Below are 15,755 nucleotides of genomic sequence, written 5' to 3' on the forward strand. Positions count from 1 at the left end.
AAAGGAAAGACCGCCAATTAGGCGGTTTTTTCTGTTTCATCAAGAGAGGTGAGATCGATAGAATGAAAGTTTGAAAGTTACAAAACACCTAATTTAGAAATGAAATATTTTGTAAAAAATAAGAATATTCTCTCATTTACTCCAATATGAAACAATCGTATCATTTTTGATATAGGACATAAAGGAGGAATATGATGAAAAAGGTGAAAATGTTACTCCCTTCTCTACTTGTTTTTGGTGCTTTAAGTGTGCCTAGTTTTGCCCATGCCTCATCTGATTCAGTGCTAACGTCTGATTATGACATGGTGACTTCTGATGGAAAGGTGATCTCTTCAAGTGATTTCCACAATGATACGAAATCCCCCTCATCCTTTGATAAAGTGGATGATCTATCTTCAACTGTTGGTGAAAAAGTAAAACCACTATCAAAATATTTAAAAGACTTTCAAACAAAAGTCGTCATTGGAGACGATGGTAGAACAAAAGTAGCAAATACAAGAGTGGCACCATATAATTCAATTGCTTATATTACGTTTGGCGGCTCCAGCTGCACGGGGACCCTGATTGCCCCTAACAAAATTTTGACAAACGGACACTGCGTGTACAATACAGCATCCAGAAGTTATAGTGCAAAAGGATCGGTGTATCCAGGCATGAACGATAGTACTGCGGTGAATGGCTCAGCAAATATGACAGAGTTCTATGTACCAAGCGGGTATATCAATACAGGTGCGAGCCAATATGATTTTGCCGTGATCAAAACAGATACGAACATTGGCAATACAGTCGGTTACCGTTCCATCCGTCAGGTGACAAACTTAACTGGGACAACGATTAAAATTTCTGGATATCCAGGTGATAAAATGAGATCAACTGGCAAGATCTCGCAGTGGGAGATGTCAGGTCCTGTGACAAGAGAAGATACGAATCTCGCATACTATATGATTGATACATTTAGCGGAAATTCAGGCTCAGCGATGCTAGATCAAAATCAGCAAATTGTTGGGGTTCATAACGCAGGGTATTCAAACGGTACGATTAATGGCGGTCCAAAAGCGACAGCTGCCTTTGTTGAATTTATCAACTATGCAAAAGCGCAATAAAAGCTAAATCATAAAGCTTGTTTCCTTCATAGGGGACAAGCTTTTTTATGTGGATACAAGTGTCTATCTGTTTATGCTTGAAAAATCCATTGACACTTAGCCTCTTCATTTTTTTCACATGTCAATCGTGAACGACTCATACATTAAAATGACACATTCCCTTTAAGTCAAGATTCTGCTTGAGAAAAATGAGGAGGTCTCACGCTTTTGAAGATGAGAAGAGGCTGGATTACTGCTGTCGTCTTATGCTTTGTGATATGGATGGGCACGCTGTTAGGTGGATTTGGAGAGGAACATGCGGCAAAAGGTGCGGATCGATATGATCATGTTATTCAATTTCCAAAGGAACGGTACCCTGAAACAGGCAGTCATATTCAAGAAGCTATTCGAAAAGGGCATTCAGATGTGTGTACGATAGACCGAAATGGAGCAGATGCCCGCAGGCAAGAATCATTAAAAGGCATTCCGACTAAGCCTGGATTCGACCGAGATGAGTGGCCGATGGCAGTTTGTCTTGAAGGAGGAAAAGGGGCGAGTGTTCAATATGTCAGCCCGTCTGATAATAGGGGAGCAGGCTCATGGGTCGGACACCAGATAAGTGGGTATCCTGATGGGAAAAGAATTTTATTTATTGTGAAATAAAACTAAAAGAGAGGCGCCTGTGAGTAGGTGTCTTTTTTTGTTCGATCAGAGCGTATTGGAGTTAGCAGGGACAAAAGATTCAGTGTACAATTGATCTATAAGATACAAAGATAGACAAGAAGAAAATGTGAAGGGACATATGCTTATGGATAAGAACCGTGCATTATACGATTATTTCATACAACATGCAGAGAAACTGACTGAAACTTGGTACGATTCAATTGAGGATGATGATCCAGAATCAATTTATCGTTCAACAGATTCCAGCATCATATCAGAGCTGAAACGGCAAAATCAAGATTATTACCAGCATTTTATACGTGCTCTTATTGAAGACAAGACATATTTACATACTGAGTTTAAAAAGTGGTCTGAAGATTTAGCCAGTGACCCGAAGCATTTAAACACACCATTAGATTATGTTGTGAGAGAATACATGTCCAATCAAAGAGTGGTCCTTCATTACTTAAAAGAATTTATTAAGCAGCGTCAAGATGAAATTGATATTGACCGCATCTTTTATTGGTATGATTTAATTTCAGAGGCGTTTAATATTTCCATTCATGTGTTCATCCAGCAATATGTAAAAAATACAACGAGGAAGCTCGTGGCACAAAGAGACATGATTTACGAGCTGAGCTCACCTGTCATTGTCTTAAAAAGTCATATTGCGTTATTGCCGTTAGTAGGTGATATTGATACAGCGAGAGCGAAGATTATTTTAGAAAATACGCTGAAACAGTGCTCACAAAAAGGAGTACAGCATTTATGTATTGATTTATCGGGCGTTGTCATTATTGATACAATGGTGGCTCAGCAGATCTTTGATCTTGTCACATCACTTCGGTTAATTGGAGTAGAGACAACCATTTCAGGAATCAGACCAGAAATTGCCCAAACGGCTGTACAGCTCGGGCTTCCTTTTAATGAATTTCGCACCGCAGCATCACTTGCTCACGCCCTAGACCGCATGACTGAATTTACTTCAATATAAAAACCAGGCCATTCAATCGGCCTGGTTTTTTATTTAGATAACAGCGTCAATTTTTGTGACTTTCCAATCTTTTTGTCCTTTTTCGAACGTAACCGTTCTTTTTACTTTGCGTCCATCAAGTGTTGGGACAGTGAGTTCATATGTGCGGACTGTTTGTTTTTTAGAGACAAGTTTAGGTGTGGCTTTATCCCAATTAAGCATATTGTCACCGTCGCCGACCGGAACAGCCATTTTGCCTTTATGAACAATGAACTGATAGTCTTTTAAACCTTGATTAATGGCTTCTTTTGTGAAAACTTGAGATAGGTAGCTGTTTAGTTTTTTCTTTGTATCAAATGTTTTAGAAAGATAGTTGTAAGTCATGTCTTTATAGCTAAATGATTTTAATTTGTAATCAGAATGTTCATTAATTTTGTAGCCTGACATCGCACTCCAAAAGTGTTCCCGTGCATCAAGGGCAATATGTAACGCTTCTTTATTTGTCAAAGTGGCTGGTTTTTTAGAAGCGGCCAATGTTGTGGATTGTAATGAGATCATAAGCATAATAGCAGTTAATAAAACGAATAATTTTTTCAAGGCGATTGCCTCCTTTTCTCAATGAAAACTTCTTATGTTACAAATGTTACAATAATTACAGCGATATTACAAGTGTTAAATTGAAATGTTTTTTATTTCTTTTCTTTCTATATATATAACGTTTGAGGGTGGCAAAAAGTTTTCATTTTTTTATTTTTTCTTTATATCTACTATTTAACCGTTCTAAAGAAGAACAAAACGTTTTTTGGAAAAATTTCTGTTTGGATGTTCAACACGCTTTGTCATTGATGACATATACTATCGTGATGAATGTCTAAGAAAGTGGTGTTGAATATGTATTATCCGTATGAAGGTGTGTGGAATGGGTACTCATATGACAGGCAGATGCAAGGTTGGCCGTCGTTCCCTTCTCAAGTTGGAGGATTTCCAGGGTTTCCAATCGGAGGAGGAGGCACTGGGCCCGGATCTAGTGGATCAGCCCCGCCAGCTCCACCACAGCATATCATTTCGCAATATCAGCAAGCGTTATCGCAGCCTCAAAGCATGCAGTCTCTTATTTCAGGGCAGACAGGTGGAGGACAGCAATCAGTTCAGTTTGCTGCGGGATGTAATAGAAGATGGACGATTGTGTTTATGAGAAACGGTCAAGTGTTTTTAATGTATGTTCTATCTTCACAGCCTTTCGGGAGAACAACTGGCTTTATATGGCCGAACTTTACATTTGGCTCCTTCCCAAGCTCGAGTATTCTTGCCTATTCTTGTTCATAAAAAAAAGCCGGTTCTCATCATTAGCTGATGAAATACCGGCTTTTTTTAGTGAATATTTCTAAATACGCCAATCACTTTACCTAGTATACTTACATTCTGTAAAATAATCGGTTCCATAGATGGGTTTTCTGGCTGTAATCTAAAGTGTGTATCTTCTTTATAGAAACGCTTCACTGTCGCTTCATCTTCCTCTGTCATGGCGACGACAATATCTCCATTGTTAGCAGTGCTTTGCTGACGCACAATGACATAGTCCTTGTCCAAAATTCCTGCGTCAATCATACTTTCTCCCATAATTTCAAGCATAAATACTTGTTCATCTGGTGCTGCAAAAGTCTCTGGAAGAGGGAAGTATTCTTCTACATTCTCAACAGCCGTAATAGGCAGGCCTGCTGTTACTTTTCCGATGACTGGTACGTTCATTACAGCACTCTTTGGAATATTCATTTCCTCTTCATCTAATACTTCGATCGCTCTAGGTTTTGTCGGGTCTCTTCTAATTAAGCCCTTCGTTTCTAGTCTAGCTAAATGTCCATGAACCGTTGAACTTGATGCTAGACCGACAGCTTCTCCAATTTCACGAACGGATGGAGGATAGCCCTTACTTTTTACTTCTTCTTTGATGAATGTCAGGATATCGAGTTGTCTTTTTGATAGCTTCGTCATCTTTTGCACCTCAAAACGTCAATTTTAAAGAAATTATAGCATGTTTTTCCTAACAGTACAAACATAGGTTCGAAAAAACGTTTGACAGAAACGTTTGTTCGTATTTATAATAAGTGACAGAAAGAACGAACACACATTCTATTAGGAGAGATGACATTATGAGGTTAAAAGAATCTATTATTTTTATTGGGGTATTCTCATTCATCGTTGGCATATTTCTCTCACTTATTGCAGTCACAAGCCATAATGATCCAAATCAATATGTTAAAATAGAAGTTCAATCAGGTGATACCCTTTGGGGATTAGCTGATCAAGTAAACGACAGCAAATCAATCGATAAAAATGCGTTTATTGACTGGGTCACCCAGCACAATGATCTTGCTTCAACAGAAATCCAGCCTGGTGACATCCTTGTAATACCAGTCAAAAAAGAGCATCCAGTCGTATATCAACTTGCAACAGTACAGTAGAAAGGTCGATTGAAGACATGAATGCAATCATCTATGCGAGAGTAAGTACTGTTAAAGAAGAGCAGGAAACCTCGCTGAAGAGACAAGAAGAAGAATTGCTGGCTTTAGCTGCTATGCACAAGATGAATGTGGTTAAAGTCATTAAAGAAAAAGCAAGCGGGTATGATCTAGATCGCGATGGTGTGTTTGATATGCTAGCTACACTAAAAGAAGAGTCAATTGAGGCTGTTCTTATCCAGGATGAAACACGTCTCGGAAGAGGACAAGCAAAAATTGCGCTTCTCCATTGTCTTTTTAAAGAGAATGTGAAGGTGTACAGTACGTTTCATAGAGGCGAGCTTGAGCTTTCAGAAGCAGATGAAATGGTGATTGAGATCGTAGGAGTCGTTGAAGAATATCAACGAAAAATTCATAATCTGAAAATCAAGCGGGGAATGAGAAGAGCTGTAGAACGCGGGTACCAGCCCGAACTGAATTTAAAACAGCAGGATCATGCGCCTGGTCGTGAGCGTATTGAAGTGCCAATTTCAGAAATTGTTCGATTAAGAAAAAACAACATGACCTTCGCCGAAATTGCAGCAACTCTTCAGGCACTAGGTTTTGACATTTCAAAAGCAACGGTCCATAGAAGGTATCAAGAATATGAAAAAGGTTTGACCACCTAAAGCTCGATTTGTTGTCAAAATGATTGATATTTAGTAGTATGTAGAGAAAATGTTTTAAAGGAGTTAGTCATGATTTCTAAAAATCAGCTTGCAAGAATCAATGAGCTTTCAAAAAAGTCAAAAGAGACCGGTTTGTCAGACGCTGAAAAAACAGAACAAAAGCAATTAAGAGAAGAGTATTTAAAAGCTTTTCGTTCTTCTATGAAAAATACACTTAAAACCGTGAAAATCGTTGATCCTGAAGGAAACGATGTCACACCAGAAAAATTAAAAAGAGAAAGAGATCAAAACCTTCATTAATAGTTGTATGATTTCTTGAATTTTGAAAAGATGGGAAGAATATTCTCATCTTTTTTCATATTTGCATAACTTTTTAGGTGATCGATAAACTAAATGTGACAAAATCCTTCTTTTTCAGCGTGAAATAGTTGTGAAAAAAGGACAGTAGATTTATGATAATGGTGTACACAAGATACGGAAGGGGATTTATATGGAAACGATTGAATTGAAATCTATTGCAACAATACGTACTCTCTCCATAGACGCAATTGAAAAAGCGAATTCCGGTCACCCTGGAATGCCGATGGGTGCTGCACCAATGGCATACGCTTTATGGACGAATCACTTAAACGTAAGTCCGCAAAACCCAAGTTGGTTTAACAGAGACCGTTTTGTATTATCTGCGGGACATGGTTCTATGCTTCTATATAGCATGCTTCATTTAAGCGGATACAACCTGAGCATCGATGATCTAAAACAATTCCGCCAATGGGGTAGCAAAACACCTGGACATCCTGAATTTGGACATACAGAGGGCGTAGATGCCACAACAGGTCCTTTAGGGCAGGGGATTGCCATGGCAGTTGGTATGGCACTTGCAGAAAGACACCTTGCGGAAACGTATAACAAAGACAACTTTAATGTTGTAGATCACTATACATACAGCATTTGCGGAGATGGAGACTTAATGGAGGGAATTTCCTCTGAAGCTGCTTCACTTGCTGGTCATTTAGGCTTAGGCCGTTTAATTGTTCTTTATGATTCAAATGATATTTCTTTAGATGGCGACCTAGATCGTTCATTCTCTGAAAATGTGAAGAATCGTTTTGAAGCGATGAACTGGGAAGTTCTTTATGTGAAAGACGGCAACAACATTGAAGAAGTGACGGCTGCTATTGAAAAGGCAAAACAAAGCACAGACAGACCGACACTGATTGAAGTGAAAACAACAATTGGTTTTGGATCGCCAAACCGTGCAGGAACATCTGGTGTGCATGGTGCACCACTTGGCAGCGATGAAGCCAAGCTGACGAAGGAAGCTTACTCTTGGACGTTTGAAGAAGATTTCCATGTACCTTCTGAAGTGTACGATCATTTCAAAGAAGCTGTAAAAGACGCAGGTCAGAAGAAAGAAGCAGCTTGGAATGAACGATTTGCGCAATATGAAAAAGAATACCCTGAGCTTGCAGCTCAATTGAAGCTTGCGATTGAAGGAAAGCTTCCTGAGAATTGGGATCAAGAGGTTCCTGTTTATGAAGCAGGTTCAAGTCTTGCCTCCCGCGCTTCTTCAGGCGAAGTATTAAATGGCATTGCAAAGCAAGTACCTTTCTTCATTGGCGGGTCTGCTGACCTTGCAGGTTCAAACAAAACAACGATTAAAAACACTGACGATTTTGGTAAAGAGAATTATGCCGGCAAGAACATTTGGTTCGGCGTCAGAGAATTTGCAATGGGTGCAGCGTTAAATGGTATGGCGCTTCACGGCGGTCTTCGTGTATTCGGCGGAACGTTCTTTGTTTTCTCAGATTACTTAAGACCAGCGATTCGTCTTGCTGCCTTAATGGGACTTCCAGTCACTTATGTCTTTACTCATGACAGTATCGCTGTTGGTGAAGATGGTCCGACGCATGAGCCGGTTGAACAGCTTGCTTCATTACGTGCGATGCCGAACCTTTCTGTTATTCGCCCTGCGGATGGAAACGAGACAGCTGCAGCGTGGAAACTGGCTGTATCTTCAACGGATAAACCGACAGCACTAGTTCTGACTCGTCAAAACCTTCCAACGATTGATCAAGCACCTGAGAAGGCATATGAGGGAGTAGAAAAGGGTGGATACGTCGTTGTTGAAGCTGCTGATGCACAGCCTGAAGCACTTCTACTTGCTTCCGGATCTGAAGTCGGCTTAGCGATTGAAGCGCAAAAAGCACTTGAAAAAGAAGGGATTCGCGCGTCTGTTGTCAGTCTTCCTGCATGGGATCGTTTCGATCAGCAGTCAGACGAATACAAAGAATCAGTCCTTCCTACAGCAGTACGGGCTCGTATTGCGATTGAAATGGGGGCTTCACTTGGCTGGGAGCGTTACACTGGTCTTGATGGTGACGTAATTGCCATTGATAAATTTGGCGCTTCTGCACCTGGTGAAACCATTATTGAGAAATACGGTTTTACGGTCAGCAATGTCGTCAGCCGTGTGAAAGCGAAGCTGAACAAATAACCAGTCTCCAAGCATCATGCTTTTTTTCATCTGTTTGCAGAGCATTTTCATCCGCTCTGCAAACTTTTTTCTTTTTTCTTGTTTTTTTGACAAAACTAGTTTCTTCTTGCTTCATATATAGACAATTCTTTCTTTCACATTTTTGTATAATACAAGCAATATACGAGATTGACGAAATGTGAAAGGAAGGGATAGACATGGAACGCCATTATTATATTTATTGGATTGAGGATGAATTTGCGCATCACTATTTTGGCAGAGAATCAATTTTGTTTCATTTGTTTGAGTCGTTACACTGGACGAACCGCACGGAAGATGAATTGGTGATGCTTGTGAAACAAGTGGATTACGTGACGAAACGAATCCCTGCTTTTCATATGCACCAGCGATTAATGAACAACTTAACGAATATTCACTATACACAAATTGGCTCGATATACAGCGCTTCCTTACCTGATGGAAAAGGAACGGCTGCATTTATCATAAAAGATCGTTATATCCAAATGTCTGCCACCGGCAGTTATGAAGCAGAAGCAGTGTTTTTTGAAGTGCTGAGAAAAATTAGTCCTTGCTTCCTTGCGATGGACTTCGGTTCAAAGAAGCACGGGTGGCTCAATCCGGTAAAAGTGAGGAATTTTGTTTAAAAAAATAAAATTGAACGTGAAATGTTGTATAATAGCCTTTTGTTTAGTACACTTTATACGAGACAACATGAAGGAGGAAGAATTATGGATTTATGGGTTGTCATCCTTGTAGGCGTTGTTGCACTGCTTGCAGGAGTTGCACTCGGATTCTTTATTGCTCGTAAGTATATGATGAGCTACTTGAAAAAGAATCCACCAATTAATGAACAAATGCTTCGAATGATGATGATGCAAATGGGCATGAAACCGTCCCAGAAGAAAATCAATCAAATGATGAAAGCCATGAACAACCAAGCGAAATAATACGTACGATATTATGATCATAGATGGAACATGGTTATAAAGAATGGACAAGCGTTGTCCTTTCTTTAGTGAATTCACCTTCATCAGACGCTTTAAAACCACTGTACTTGCCTAAATGAAGCAGGGAAGGTGGTTTTTATTTTGGCTTCAGCTTCCTGCTAAAAAACAAAAAACCCCTGTTATCAGAGGTTTTTGTTTCGTTTATGGTCACACATATCAACTGTTCTAAAAATCGTGTAGCATGATAATATCATGAGATATGATTAGTTGGCTGAGTTTGAGTGTAAGTGTCGTTGATATTGTAAGAGGAGATGATCTAGCTGCTGGCTATGTTCGATGGTCACTGTGGATGTCATCCCATTGTGCAAGACAACTTTCATCAGCTCTTCTCTTTTTTCTTCGATTTGAGTTAATAATGATGTTTTTACCAAAGTCATGTTCCTTTCATGCAAATCTTGATAAAAAGAATCGATTCTATTATATCCATTTTAAGGTTTATTTTCAAATTTAAAGGATTCGTTATCTTGATGTCAAATTAAATTATATAAGGTTTTAAGAGAATAGACCATCTTTATTGAGAGGATGTAAAAAAAATGAAATGATTTTGTCATCTCTTATTGTATATTGTAAGAAGGGGGTGTTCTTTTGACAGATTTGAATTTCTTTTTAGCTTTTGGAGCAGGGTTTCTTTCTTTTATCTCACCATGCTGTCTGCCACTTTATCCAGCCTTTTTATCGTATATTACGGGCGTTAGTATGGATGAAGTGAAATCTGAGAAGGTGATGCTGAGAAGAAGAAGTCTACTTCATACTTTATTCTTTTTAGTTGGGTTCTCTATTATCTTTATTGCGATTGGCTTTGGGACATCGTTTGTTGGAAAGTTTTTTGATGATTACCATCAAGCGATTCGCCAGGTTGGAGCCATTCTCATAATTTTCTTTGGCTTTATGACGCTTGGCGTATTTCAGCCTTCTTTCCTCATGGGCGAAAAGAGAATGCAGTTCAAAAACCGACCAGCTGGTTTTTTTGGGTCAATTCTCATCGGAATGGGCTTTGCCGCTGGATGGACACCTTGTACAGGACCTATTTTATCTGCCGTTATCGCACTTGCTAGTAACAATCCAGAGTCGGCTGTGCCTTATATGATTACATATGTCCTTGGGTTTGCCGTCCCATTTTTTATTCTATCTTTCTTCATTACGAAAATGGCATGGATCAGAAAGCGTCAGCAGCTTATCATGAAAATTGGCGGGATCATTATGATTGTGGTAGGGATATTGCTGTTCTTTGATCTTCTCACATGGATTATCATCATGTTCTCATCCTTGTTTGGCGGATTTACAGGCTTTTGAAATCGTTTTCTACAGTCGCGGCGAATGGTTTTTTTTCGTCAATTGGAGTATATTATACATAGGCTGACCTTAAAGAATAAAGGAATGATTAGATATGATGGTCATAATCTCTTCTATAATTGCGGTATGTATGGCGGTAGCCGTCATGTTTATTCGCATTAAGTCATCTGCAAAACCGGCAACTGCGAAAAAAATTATATTGCCTCCTATTTTCATGAGCACTGGTGCATTGATGTTTTTTGTGCCTATGTTTCGAGTAACTGGGGCTGAATTTCTTGAAGCGATCACAGTGGGGATGTTTTTCTCCATCTTTTTAATCAAAACATCGAAGTTTGAAATTAGAGGGAATGAGATTTACTTAAAGCGGTCAAAAGCATTTGTGTTTATTCTTATTGGACTCCTTGTTCTTCGTATTGGAATGAAGACGATCCTGAGTTCTTCTATTGATTATGGTTCTCTAAGCGGAATGTTTTGGATACTTGCCTTTGGCATGATTGTGCCTTGGCGTGTTGCCATGTATTTGTCGTTTAGAAAGATGTCTAAGCAATTAGATCCGCAGCAGGTTCAAATGAATTAAATTCAGATTGTTGAAAAAGGGCTAAATCTTTATTTTAGCCCTTTTTCTTCTTTGAACCTCTTTTAAAAAAGGAGGTTATTTTAATAATGCTTCATATGGCGTATGATCGATGTTTTTTTCTTGAAGGCGCTTCAATAAAAACTTATGATCACGCTTTGGTGTAGCGATAATATAGCCGCGAATGATTAAGTCTAAATTAATGCTGGCAGCTTGTTCTTTTAAAGCCAGCTCGCCAATTTTTCCTGCAATTTTTTCTTTGGCGACATCTCTAAACAGCTCTGGAACTGGTAATACAAGTTCATTTAAAAGCTGTTTGTCTTCTTCCCGCCATAGGTGGAGGCTCTTTTGAATATATTCATCCTGCCAATCAAGCTCTGATTTCCCATCTTCCTTTGGCAATCGTTTTAAAAATTTGCGAAACATAAAAAAGCCACCGATTGCGAGTAATCCGATCATCACCGTACCCCAAAATAAAATGAACCACAAAAACCAGCCGCTTAACATGTTCTCACTCCTTATACCCCTTGTCTCTCTATCTTATTTTACATGAAGAAATGATAGAAGAAAATAACAAAAATGTATGTCTCTTATCTCTATGAACGCCTTTTTTCATTCATAACTGCCCATTTACTAGAAAGACCCAAACCATCTAGTAGAAAAAGAATACATTATCATATAGCGACTCTACTATTTGGCCATGGTGGTTCGCAAAAGGTATTGACTTGACACGAACGGAAGAGAGCCCACCTAAATGAAGGTGGGCTCTTAATGTTTGAAGTGCGGGACTTGAAAGGAAAATGCACCGTTTGGATGGTCAGAACTTTTTTTAATCCTTATCGAAATGATTCGGTTTTCGTATTCTGTTTCAATCTCTTTGTCGTTCAAATAAAAAGGGAGCATGACACTTTTTTCAATTGGCTGTTCGCCTTTATCATTTGGCTGTTGTACTGTGTAAGCGAGAGTGAGCTCATATCCAGCGAAGGTTAGTTTTACATCAGTAATCGATAGGGTGGAGACATCGATTTCAATAATATAATCACGGCTTGTTTCATAAAGATCAATTGGGAGGTGTTCATCATACCAGGCAAATGGATCATCCATTAAAACATTGAGCCAATCGTCTATTTCAAGAAAATCAGAGGAATTCGATTGCTTTTCATTCTCCATAAACACTCCTCCATCACATCTCATAATAAATCATATGATGAAAATGGAAATGTGTGAAAGACCTAAAACATCCCGTTTTGCTACGGGATGAGAGGAGAATGTTTACATATCGTGATGAGAATTGTGTTTTTGTCTTGTATGGTTGCGGTTTTTTACTTTTTTACTGCCTGATAATGGCTCAGGCTGTCCGCTTTGATGTTCCTTAGGCGAGTTTTGCCGGATGTCTTTTCCTGTGTTTTTATTCGTCATGATGCTTGCTCCTTTCTTATTGGTTTTTTTTACGTTTTTTATTGTTTTGTCTTTGTTCTTCTGTTAAAACGAGTTGATCATCTTCAATATAGCCTGCACCATTTCCTTGGCTTTTGGCTGCGTTCATGCCATTAATGACATGATTTGCTTTGCGTTTTGTCATGTTCTATCACCTCATTTGTAGTATGAGCCCGCCCCGCTTCGTTTATGAAGAGTAATCATTTCCTAATGATAAGTTAAACTTATTGAATTTAATAAAAGCATTGTTATTTACTTATGTATGAATTTGTTTTAAGATGAAATTGTGAGAAAATTGTGGTGAAATACGACGATTTTTCTGAGAATTGAAATTGATCTTGATCATCAAAAGGGGGATTTTGGACATGTCGAAACAGCAGCAAGTCGCTAAACAAGACGCTTTTCAATCTAGAAAAACGTTTTCGACAAATGGGAAAACGTATCACTATTATTCGTTAGAAGCACTAGAGAAACAAGGAATCGGAAATGTTTCTAAGCTGCCTTATTCCATTAAGGTACTTTTAGAATCAGTGCTTCGCCAAGTAGACGGTAGAGTGATCAAGAAGGAACACGTTGAAAACTTGGCAAAATGGGGAACTGCCGAGGTAAAAGAAATTGATGTTCCATTTAAACCTTCTCGTGTTATTTTACAAGACTTCACGGGTGTACCAGCCGTCGTTGACCTTGCTTCTTTAAGAAAAGCAATGGCAGATGTAGGTGGGGATCCGGATAAAATCAACCCTGAAATTCCAGTTGACCTTGTCATTGACCACTCAGTACAAGTTGATAAAGCTGGAACTGAAGATGCATTAAACATTAACATGGATTTAGAATTCGAACGTAACGCAGAGCGTTATAACTTCCTTAGCTGGGCAAAGAAAGCGTTTAATAATTATCAAGCTGTTCCGCCTGCAACAGGGATTGTTCACCAAGTAAACTTAGAGTACCTTGCAAGTGTTGTTCATGCGATTGAAGAAGATGGCGAGATCATCACTTACCCAGATACATTGGTTGGTACTGACTCTCATACAACCATGATCAACGGGATCGGCGTACTTGGATGGGGCGTTGGCGGTATTGAAGCGGAAGCTGGAATGCTCGGTCAGCCTTCATACTTCCCAGTACCAGAAGTCATTGGTGCTAAATTAGTTGGAGAGCTTCCAAACGGAACGACTGCAACTGACCTCGCACTAAAAGTGACACAAGTTCTGCGTGAAAAAGGCGTAGTGAACAAATTCGTTGAATTCTTCGGACCTGGAGTTGCACAGCTGCCGTTAGCGGATCGTGCAACGATTGCAAACATGGCGCCTGAATACGGTGCTACTTGCGGATTCTTCCCAGTAGATGAGGAAGCTCTTGCTTACCTTCGCCTTACTGGACGTGATGAAGAGCAAATTAATATAGTTGAAGAATATTCTCGCGCAAATGGCTTATTCTATACACCAGATGCAGAAGAGCCAATTTTTACGGATATTGTGGAAATTGATCTTTCTCAAATTGAATCAAACTTATCTGGTCCAAAGCGTCCGCAAGATTTGATTCCACTTTCTGAAATGAAAGAAACGTTCCATCAGCACATTGAAAGCCCAGCTGGTAACCAAGGGTTTGGCTTAGAAAAATCAGAGCTGGATAAACAAATTGAATTTGATCTAGCAAATGGTGAGAAAGCTGTGATGAAGACAGGTGCGATTGCGATTGCAGCGATTACGAGCTGTACGAATACATCGAACCCATACGTCTTAATCGGAGCAGGTCTTGTTGCGAAGAAAGCAAGTGAGCTTGGCATGAAGGTGCCAAACTACGTGAAAACGTCACTAGCGCCAGGTTCTAAGGTTGTAACAGGATACCTCGTGAACTCAGGACTTCTTCCATACTTAAGAGACCTCGGATTTAACATCGTTGGGTATGGCTGTACAACTTGTATCGGAAACTCAGGACCGCTTGCACAAGAAATTGAGGATGCTGTCTCTGAAAATGATCTGCTGATCACTTCTGTTTTATCAGGTAACCGTAACTTTGAAGGACGTATCCATCCACTTGTAAAAGGAAACTACCTTGCATCTCCACCATTAGTTGTGGCGTATGCACTTGCTGGTACAGTGAATATCGATTTAACAAAAGACCCTATCGGTGTCGATAAAAATGGTGAGAACGTTTATTTCAATGACATTTGGCCATCAATGGACGAAATCAACAGCGTCGTCAAAAGCACTGTCACACCTGAACTCTTCCGTTCAGAGTATGAAACTGTTTTTGACAACAATGACCGCTGGAATGAAATTAAAACGACGGATGATGCATTGTACAAATGGGATGAAAATTCCACATACATTGATAACCCGCCATTCTTTGAAAACCTATCAGTTGAACCTGGTAAGGTTGAACCGCTTAAAGGCTTGCGTGTCGTTGCGAAATTTGGTGACTCTGTCACAACGGACCATATTTCTCCTGCTGGAGCGATTGGTAAGGATACACCGGCGGGCAAATACTTGCAAGAAAGAGGCGTGTCGCCTAGAGACTTTAACTCATACGGATCTCGCCGTGGTAACCACCATGTCATGATGAGAGGTACTTTTGCAAACATCCGTATTAAGAACCAAATTGCACCAGGAACAGAAGGCGGATATACAACCTACTGGCCAACTGGTGAAGTGACATCCATTTATGATGCATGCATGCGTTATAAAGAAGATGGAACAGGTCTTGCGATCTTAGCAGGTAAAGACTACGGAATGGGTTCTTCACGTGACTGGGCTGCAAAAGGAACAAACCTTCTTGGAATTAAATTTGTTCTAGCTGAAAGCTTTGAGCGTATCCATAGAAGTAACCTTGTCTTCATGGGCGTACTTCCTTTACAGTTTAAAGACGGAGAAAGTGCAGAAACTCATGGTCTAACAGGAACAGAAACATTTGAAGTTCATGTTGACGAAACAGTACGTCCGCGTGATCTCGTCACTGTGAAAGCAATTGACACAGATGGCAATGAGAAAACATTTGAAGTGGTTGTTCGTTTTGATAGTGAAGTCGAAATTGACTACTATCGTCATGGCGGTATCCTTCAAATGGTACTTCGTGAAAAATTGGCAAGCAACTAATACTCATACA

Annotated in this window: 20 protein-coding genes; 13 read left to right on the forward strand and 7 right to left on the reverse strand. The window is 39.6% G+C overall.

Annotated elements, in window-relative coordinates:
- The first annotated feature begins 194 nt into the window (after positions 1-194).
- The 3 genes from MHI16_RS08875 to MHI16_RS08885 all read left to right on the forward strand — a co-directional run bounded on the left by MHI16_RS08875 (position 195) and on the right by MHI16_RS08885 (position 2,739).
- On the forward strand, positions 195-1,103 hold the full coding sequence (locus tag MHI16_RS08875) for a trypsin-like serine protease (protein WP_061407938.1): 909 nt from the start codon (positions 195-197) through the stop codon (positions 1,101-1,103).
- Between the two features lie 261 nt (positions 1,104-1,364).
- Positions 1,365-1,745 (forward strand): NucA/NucB deoxyribonuclease domain-containing protein, encoded by a 381-nt coding sequence (locus MHI16_RS08880; protein ID WP_244270805.1) that lies wholly within the window; start codon positions 1,365-1,367, stop codon positions 1,743-1,745.
- A gap of 145 nt (positions 1,746-1,890) precedes the next feature.
- Positions 1,891-2,739, forward strand: a complete 849-nt coding sequence (locus MHI16_RS08885; protein ID WP_061407940.1) for an STAS domain-containing protein — start codon at positions 1,891-1,893, stop codon at positions 2,737-2,739.
- 33 nt (positions 2,740-2,772) lie between these two features.
- Here MHI16_RS08885 and MHI16_RS08890 read toward each other — a convergent pair whose 3' ends face one another.
- The gene (locus MHI16_RS08890) at positions 2,773-3,315 is read right to left on the reverse strand and encodes an IseA DL-endopeptidase inhibitor family protein (protein WP_268467610.1); all 543 of its coding nucleotides are present in this window, start codon (positions 3,313-3,315) and stop codon (positions 2,773-2,775) included.
- A 294-nt stretch (positions 3,316-3,609) separates the two neighbouring features.
- Here MHI16_RS08890 and MHI16_RS08895 point away from each other — a divergent pair, with 294 nt between their 5' ends.
- Positions 3,610-4,044, forward strand: coding sequence for a hypothetical protein (locus MHI16_RS08895; RefSeq protein ID WP_058015668.1), 435 nt, complete (start codon positions 3,610-3,612; stop codon positions 4,042-4,044).
- A 45-nt stretch (positions 4,045-4,089) separates the two neighbouring features.
- Here the strand turns inward: MHI16_RS08895 and lexA are convergent, their stop codons facing one another.
- Complete coding sequence (gene lexA, locus MHI16_RS08900) at positions 4,090-4,710, reverse strand: transcriptional repressor LexA (protein ID WP_003212311.1); 621 nt, start codon at positions 4,708-4,710, stop codon at positions 4,090-4,092.
- A gap of 158 nt (positions 4,711-4,868) precedes the next feature.
- Between lexA and yneA the strand changes: the two genes are divergently transcribed.
- The 6 genes from yneA to MHI16_RS08930 all read left to right on the forward strand — a co-directional run bounded on the left by yneA (position 4,869) and on the right by MHI16_RS08930 (position 9,286).
- Entirely contained in the window at positions 4,869-5,180 is a 312-nt protein-coding gene (yneA, locus tag MHI16_RS08905; protein WP_003211955.1) for a cell division suppressor protein YneA, read from the forward strand.
- Between the two features lie 17 nt (positions 5,181-5,197).
- The gene (locus tag MHI16_RS08910) at positions 5,198-5,845 is read left to right on the forward strand and encodes a recombinase family protein (RefSeq protein WP_061407941.1); all 648 of its coding nucleotides are present in this window, start codon (positions 5,198-5,200) and stop codon (positions 5,843-5,845) included.
- A 69-nt stretch (positions 5,846-5,914) separates the two neighbouring features.
- Positions 5,915-6,145: a DUF896 domain-containing protein gene (locus MHI16_RS08915; RefSeq protein WP_003211509.1), complete on the forward strand. Its 231-nt coding sequence runs from the start codon at positions 5,915-5,917 to the stop codon at positions 6,143-6,145.
- 190 nt (positions 6,146-6,335) lie between these two features.
- Positions 6,336-8,339, forward strand: a complete 2,004-nt coding sequence (tkt, locus tag MHI16_RS08920) for a transketolase (protein ID WP_058015665.1) — start codon at positions 6,336-6,338, stop codon at positions 8,337-8,339.
- A 197-nt stretch (positions 8,340-8,536) separates the two neighbouring features.
- Positions 8,537-8,983, forward strand: coding sequence for a sporulation inhibitor of replication protein SirA (sirA, locus tag MHI16_RS08925; RefSeq protein ID WP_012010100.1), 447 nt, complete (start codon positions 8,537-8,539; stop codon positions 8,981-8,983).
- Positions 8,984-9,067: 84 nt separating this feature from the next.
- Complete coding sequence (locus tag MHI16_RS08930; protein WP_003212379.1) at positions 9,068-9,286, forward strand: YneF family protein; 219 nt, start codon at positions 9,068-9,070, stop codon at positions 9,284-9,286.
- A gap of 263 nt (positions 9,287-9,549) precedes the next feature.
- Here MHI16_RS08930 and MHI16_RS08935 read toward each other — a convergent pair whose 3' ends face one another.
- On the reverse strand, positions 9,550-9,717 hold the full coding sequence (locus MHI16_RS08935; RefSeq protein ID WP_008343814.1) for an aspartyl-phosphate phosphatase Spo0E family protein: 168 nt from the start codon (positions 9,715-9,717) through the stop codon (positions 9,550-9,552).
- A 214-nt stretch (positions 9,718-9,931) separates the two neighbouring features.
- On the opposite strand from MHI16_RS08935, the gene MHI16_RS08940 reads away from it, so the two are divergent.
- Both MHI16_RS08940 and MHI16_RS08945 read left to right on the forward strand, forming a co-directional pair.
- Complete coding sequence (locus tag MHI16_RS08940; protein WP_058015664.1) at positions 9,932-10,639, forward strand: cytochrome c biogenesis protein CcdA; 708 nt, start codon at positions 9,932-9,934, stop codon at positions 10,637-10,639.
- Between the two features lie 94 nt (positions 10,640-10,733).
- The gene (locus tag MHI16_RS08945; protein WP_061407947.1) at positions 10,734-11,216 is read left to right on the forward strand and encodes a CcdC protein domain-containing protein; all 483 of its coding nucleotides are present in this window, start codon (positions 10,734-10,736) and stop codon (positions 11,214-11,216) included.
- Between the two features lie 75 nt (positions 11,217-11,291).
- Here the strand turns inward: MHI16_RS08945 and MHI16_RS08950 are convergent, their stop codons facing one another.
- From MHI16_RS08950 to sspO, 4 genes are all read right to left on the reverse strand, one after another.
- Entirely contained in the window at positions 11,292-11,720 is a 429-nt protein-coding gene (locus tag MHI16_RS08950; RefSeq protein WP_044141405.1) for a DUF2621 domain-containing protein, read from the reverse strand.
- A 261-nt stretch (positions 11,721-11,981) separates the two neighbouring features.
- Positions 11,982-12,383, reverse strand: coding sequence for an Hsp20/alpha crystallin family protein (locus MHI16_RS08955; RefSeq protein WP_268467612.1), 402 nt, complete (start codon positions 12,381-12,383; stop codon positions 11,982-11,984).
- A 102-nt stretch (positions 12,384-12,485) separates the two neighbouring features.
- Positions 12,486-12,632, reverse strand: a complete 147-nt coding sequence (locus tag MHI16_RS08960; RefSeq protein ID WP_012010105.1) for a small acid-soluble spore protein P — start codon at positions 12,630-12,632, stop codon at positions 12,486-12,488.
- 16 nt (positions 12,633-12,648) lie between these two features.
- Complete coding sequence (gene sspO, locus MHI16_RS08965; RefSeq protein ID WP_058015660.1) at positions 12,649-12,795, reverse strand: small acid-soluble spore protein O; 147 nt, start codon at positions 12,793-12,795, stop codon at positions 12,649-12,651.
- 220 nt (positions 12,796-13,015) lie between these two features.
- On the opposite strand from sspO, the gene acnA reads away from it, so the two are divergent.
- A complete protein-coding gene (gene acnA, locus MHI16_RS08970; protein WP_144462007.1) occupies positions 13,016-15,745 on the forward strand; it encodes an aconitate hydratase AcnA in 2,730 nt (909 codons plus the stop codon).
- Positions 15,746-15,755: the final 10 nt, after the last annotated feature.

The sequence above is a fragment of the Bacillus sp. FSL K6-0923 genome (genome assembly GCF_038630825.1).
Lineage (GTDB): Bacteria > Bacillota > Bacilli > Bacillales > Bacillaceae > Bacillus > Bacillus pumilus.

Excerpts from the sequence above, each read along its gene's own strand:
- MHI16_RS08875 (WP_061407938.1), top strand. The coding sequence starts at position 195 with ATGAAAAAGGTGAAAATGTTACTCCCTTCTCTACTTGTTTTTGGTGCT.
- MHI16_RS08880 (WP_244270805.1), top strand. The coding sequence starts at position 1,365 with ATGGGCACGCTGTTAGGTGGATTTGGAGAGGAACATGCGGCAAAAGGT.
- MHI16_RS08885 (WP_061407940.1), top strand. The coding sequence starts at position 1,891 with ATGGATAAGAACCGTGCATTATACGATTATTTCATACAACATGCAGAG.
- MHI16_RS08895 (WP_058015668.1), top strand. The coding sequence starts at position 3,610 with ATGTATTATCCGTATGAAGGTGTGTGGAATGGGTACTCATATGACAGG.
- lexA (WP_003212311.1), bottom strand. The coding sequence starts at position 4,710 with ATGACGAAGCTATCAAAAAGACAACTCGATATCCTGACATTCATCAAA.
- yneA (WP_003211955.1), top strand. The coding sequence starts at position 4,869 with ATGAGGTTAAAAGAATCTATTATTTTTATTGGGGTATTCTCATTCATC.
- MHI16_RS08910 (WP_061407941.1), top strand. The coding sequence starts at position 5,198 with ATGAATGCAATCATCTATGCGAGAGTAAGTACTGTTAAAGAAGAGCAG.
- MHI16_RS08915 (WP_003211509.1), top strand. The coding sequence starts at position 5,915 with ATGATTTCTAAAAATCAGCTTGCAAGAATCAATGAGCTTTCAAAAAAG.
- tkt (WP_058015665.1), top strand. The coding sequence starts at position 6,336 with ATGGAAACGATTGAATTGAAATCTATTGCAACAATACGTACTCTCTCC.
- sirA (WP_012010100.1), top strand. The coding sequence starts at position 8,537 with ATGGAACGCCATTATTATATTTATTGGATTGAGGATGAATTTGCGCAT.
- MHI16_RS08930 (WP_003212379.1), top strand. The coding sequence starts at position 9,068 with ATGGATTTATGGGTTGTCATCCTTGTAGGCGTTGTTGCACTGCTTGCA.
- MHI16_RS08945 (WP_061407947.1), top strand. The coding sequence starts at position 10,734 with ATGATGGTCATAATCTCTTCTATAATTGCGGTATGTATGGCGGTAGCC.
- MHI16_RS08950 (WP_044141405.1), bottom strand. The coding sequence starts at position 11,720 with ATGTTAAGCGGCTGGTTTTTGTGGTTCATTTTATTTTGGGGTACGGTG.
- MHI16_RS08955 (WP_268467612.1), bottom strand. The coding sequence starts at position 12,383 with ATGGAGAATGAAAAGCAATCGAATTCCTCTGATTTTCTTGAAATAGAC.
- MHI16_RS08960 (WP_012010105.1), bottom strand. The coding sequence starts at position 12,632 with ATGACGAATAAAAACACAGGAAAAGACATCCGGCAAAACTCGCCTAAG.
- sspO (WP_058015660.1), bottom strand. The coding sequence starts at position 12,795 with ATGACAAAACGCAAAGCAAATCATGTCATTAATGGCATGAACGCAGCC.
- acnA (WP_144462007.1), top strand. The coding sequence starts at position 13,016 with ATGTCGAAACAGCAGCAAGTCGCTAAACAAGACGCTTTTCAATCTAGA.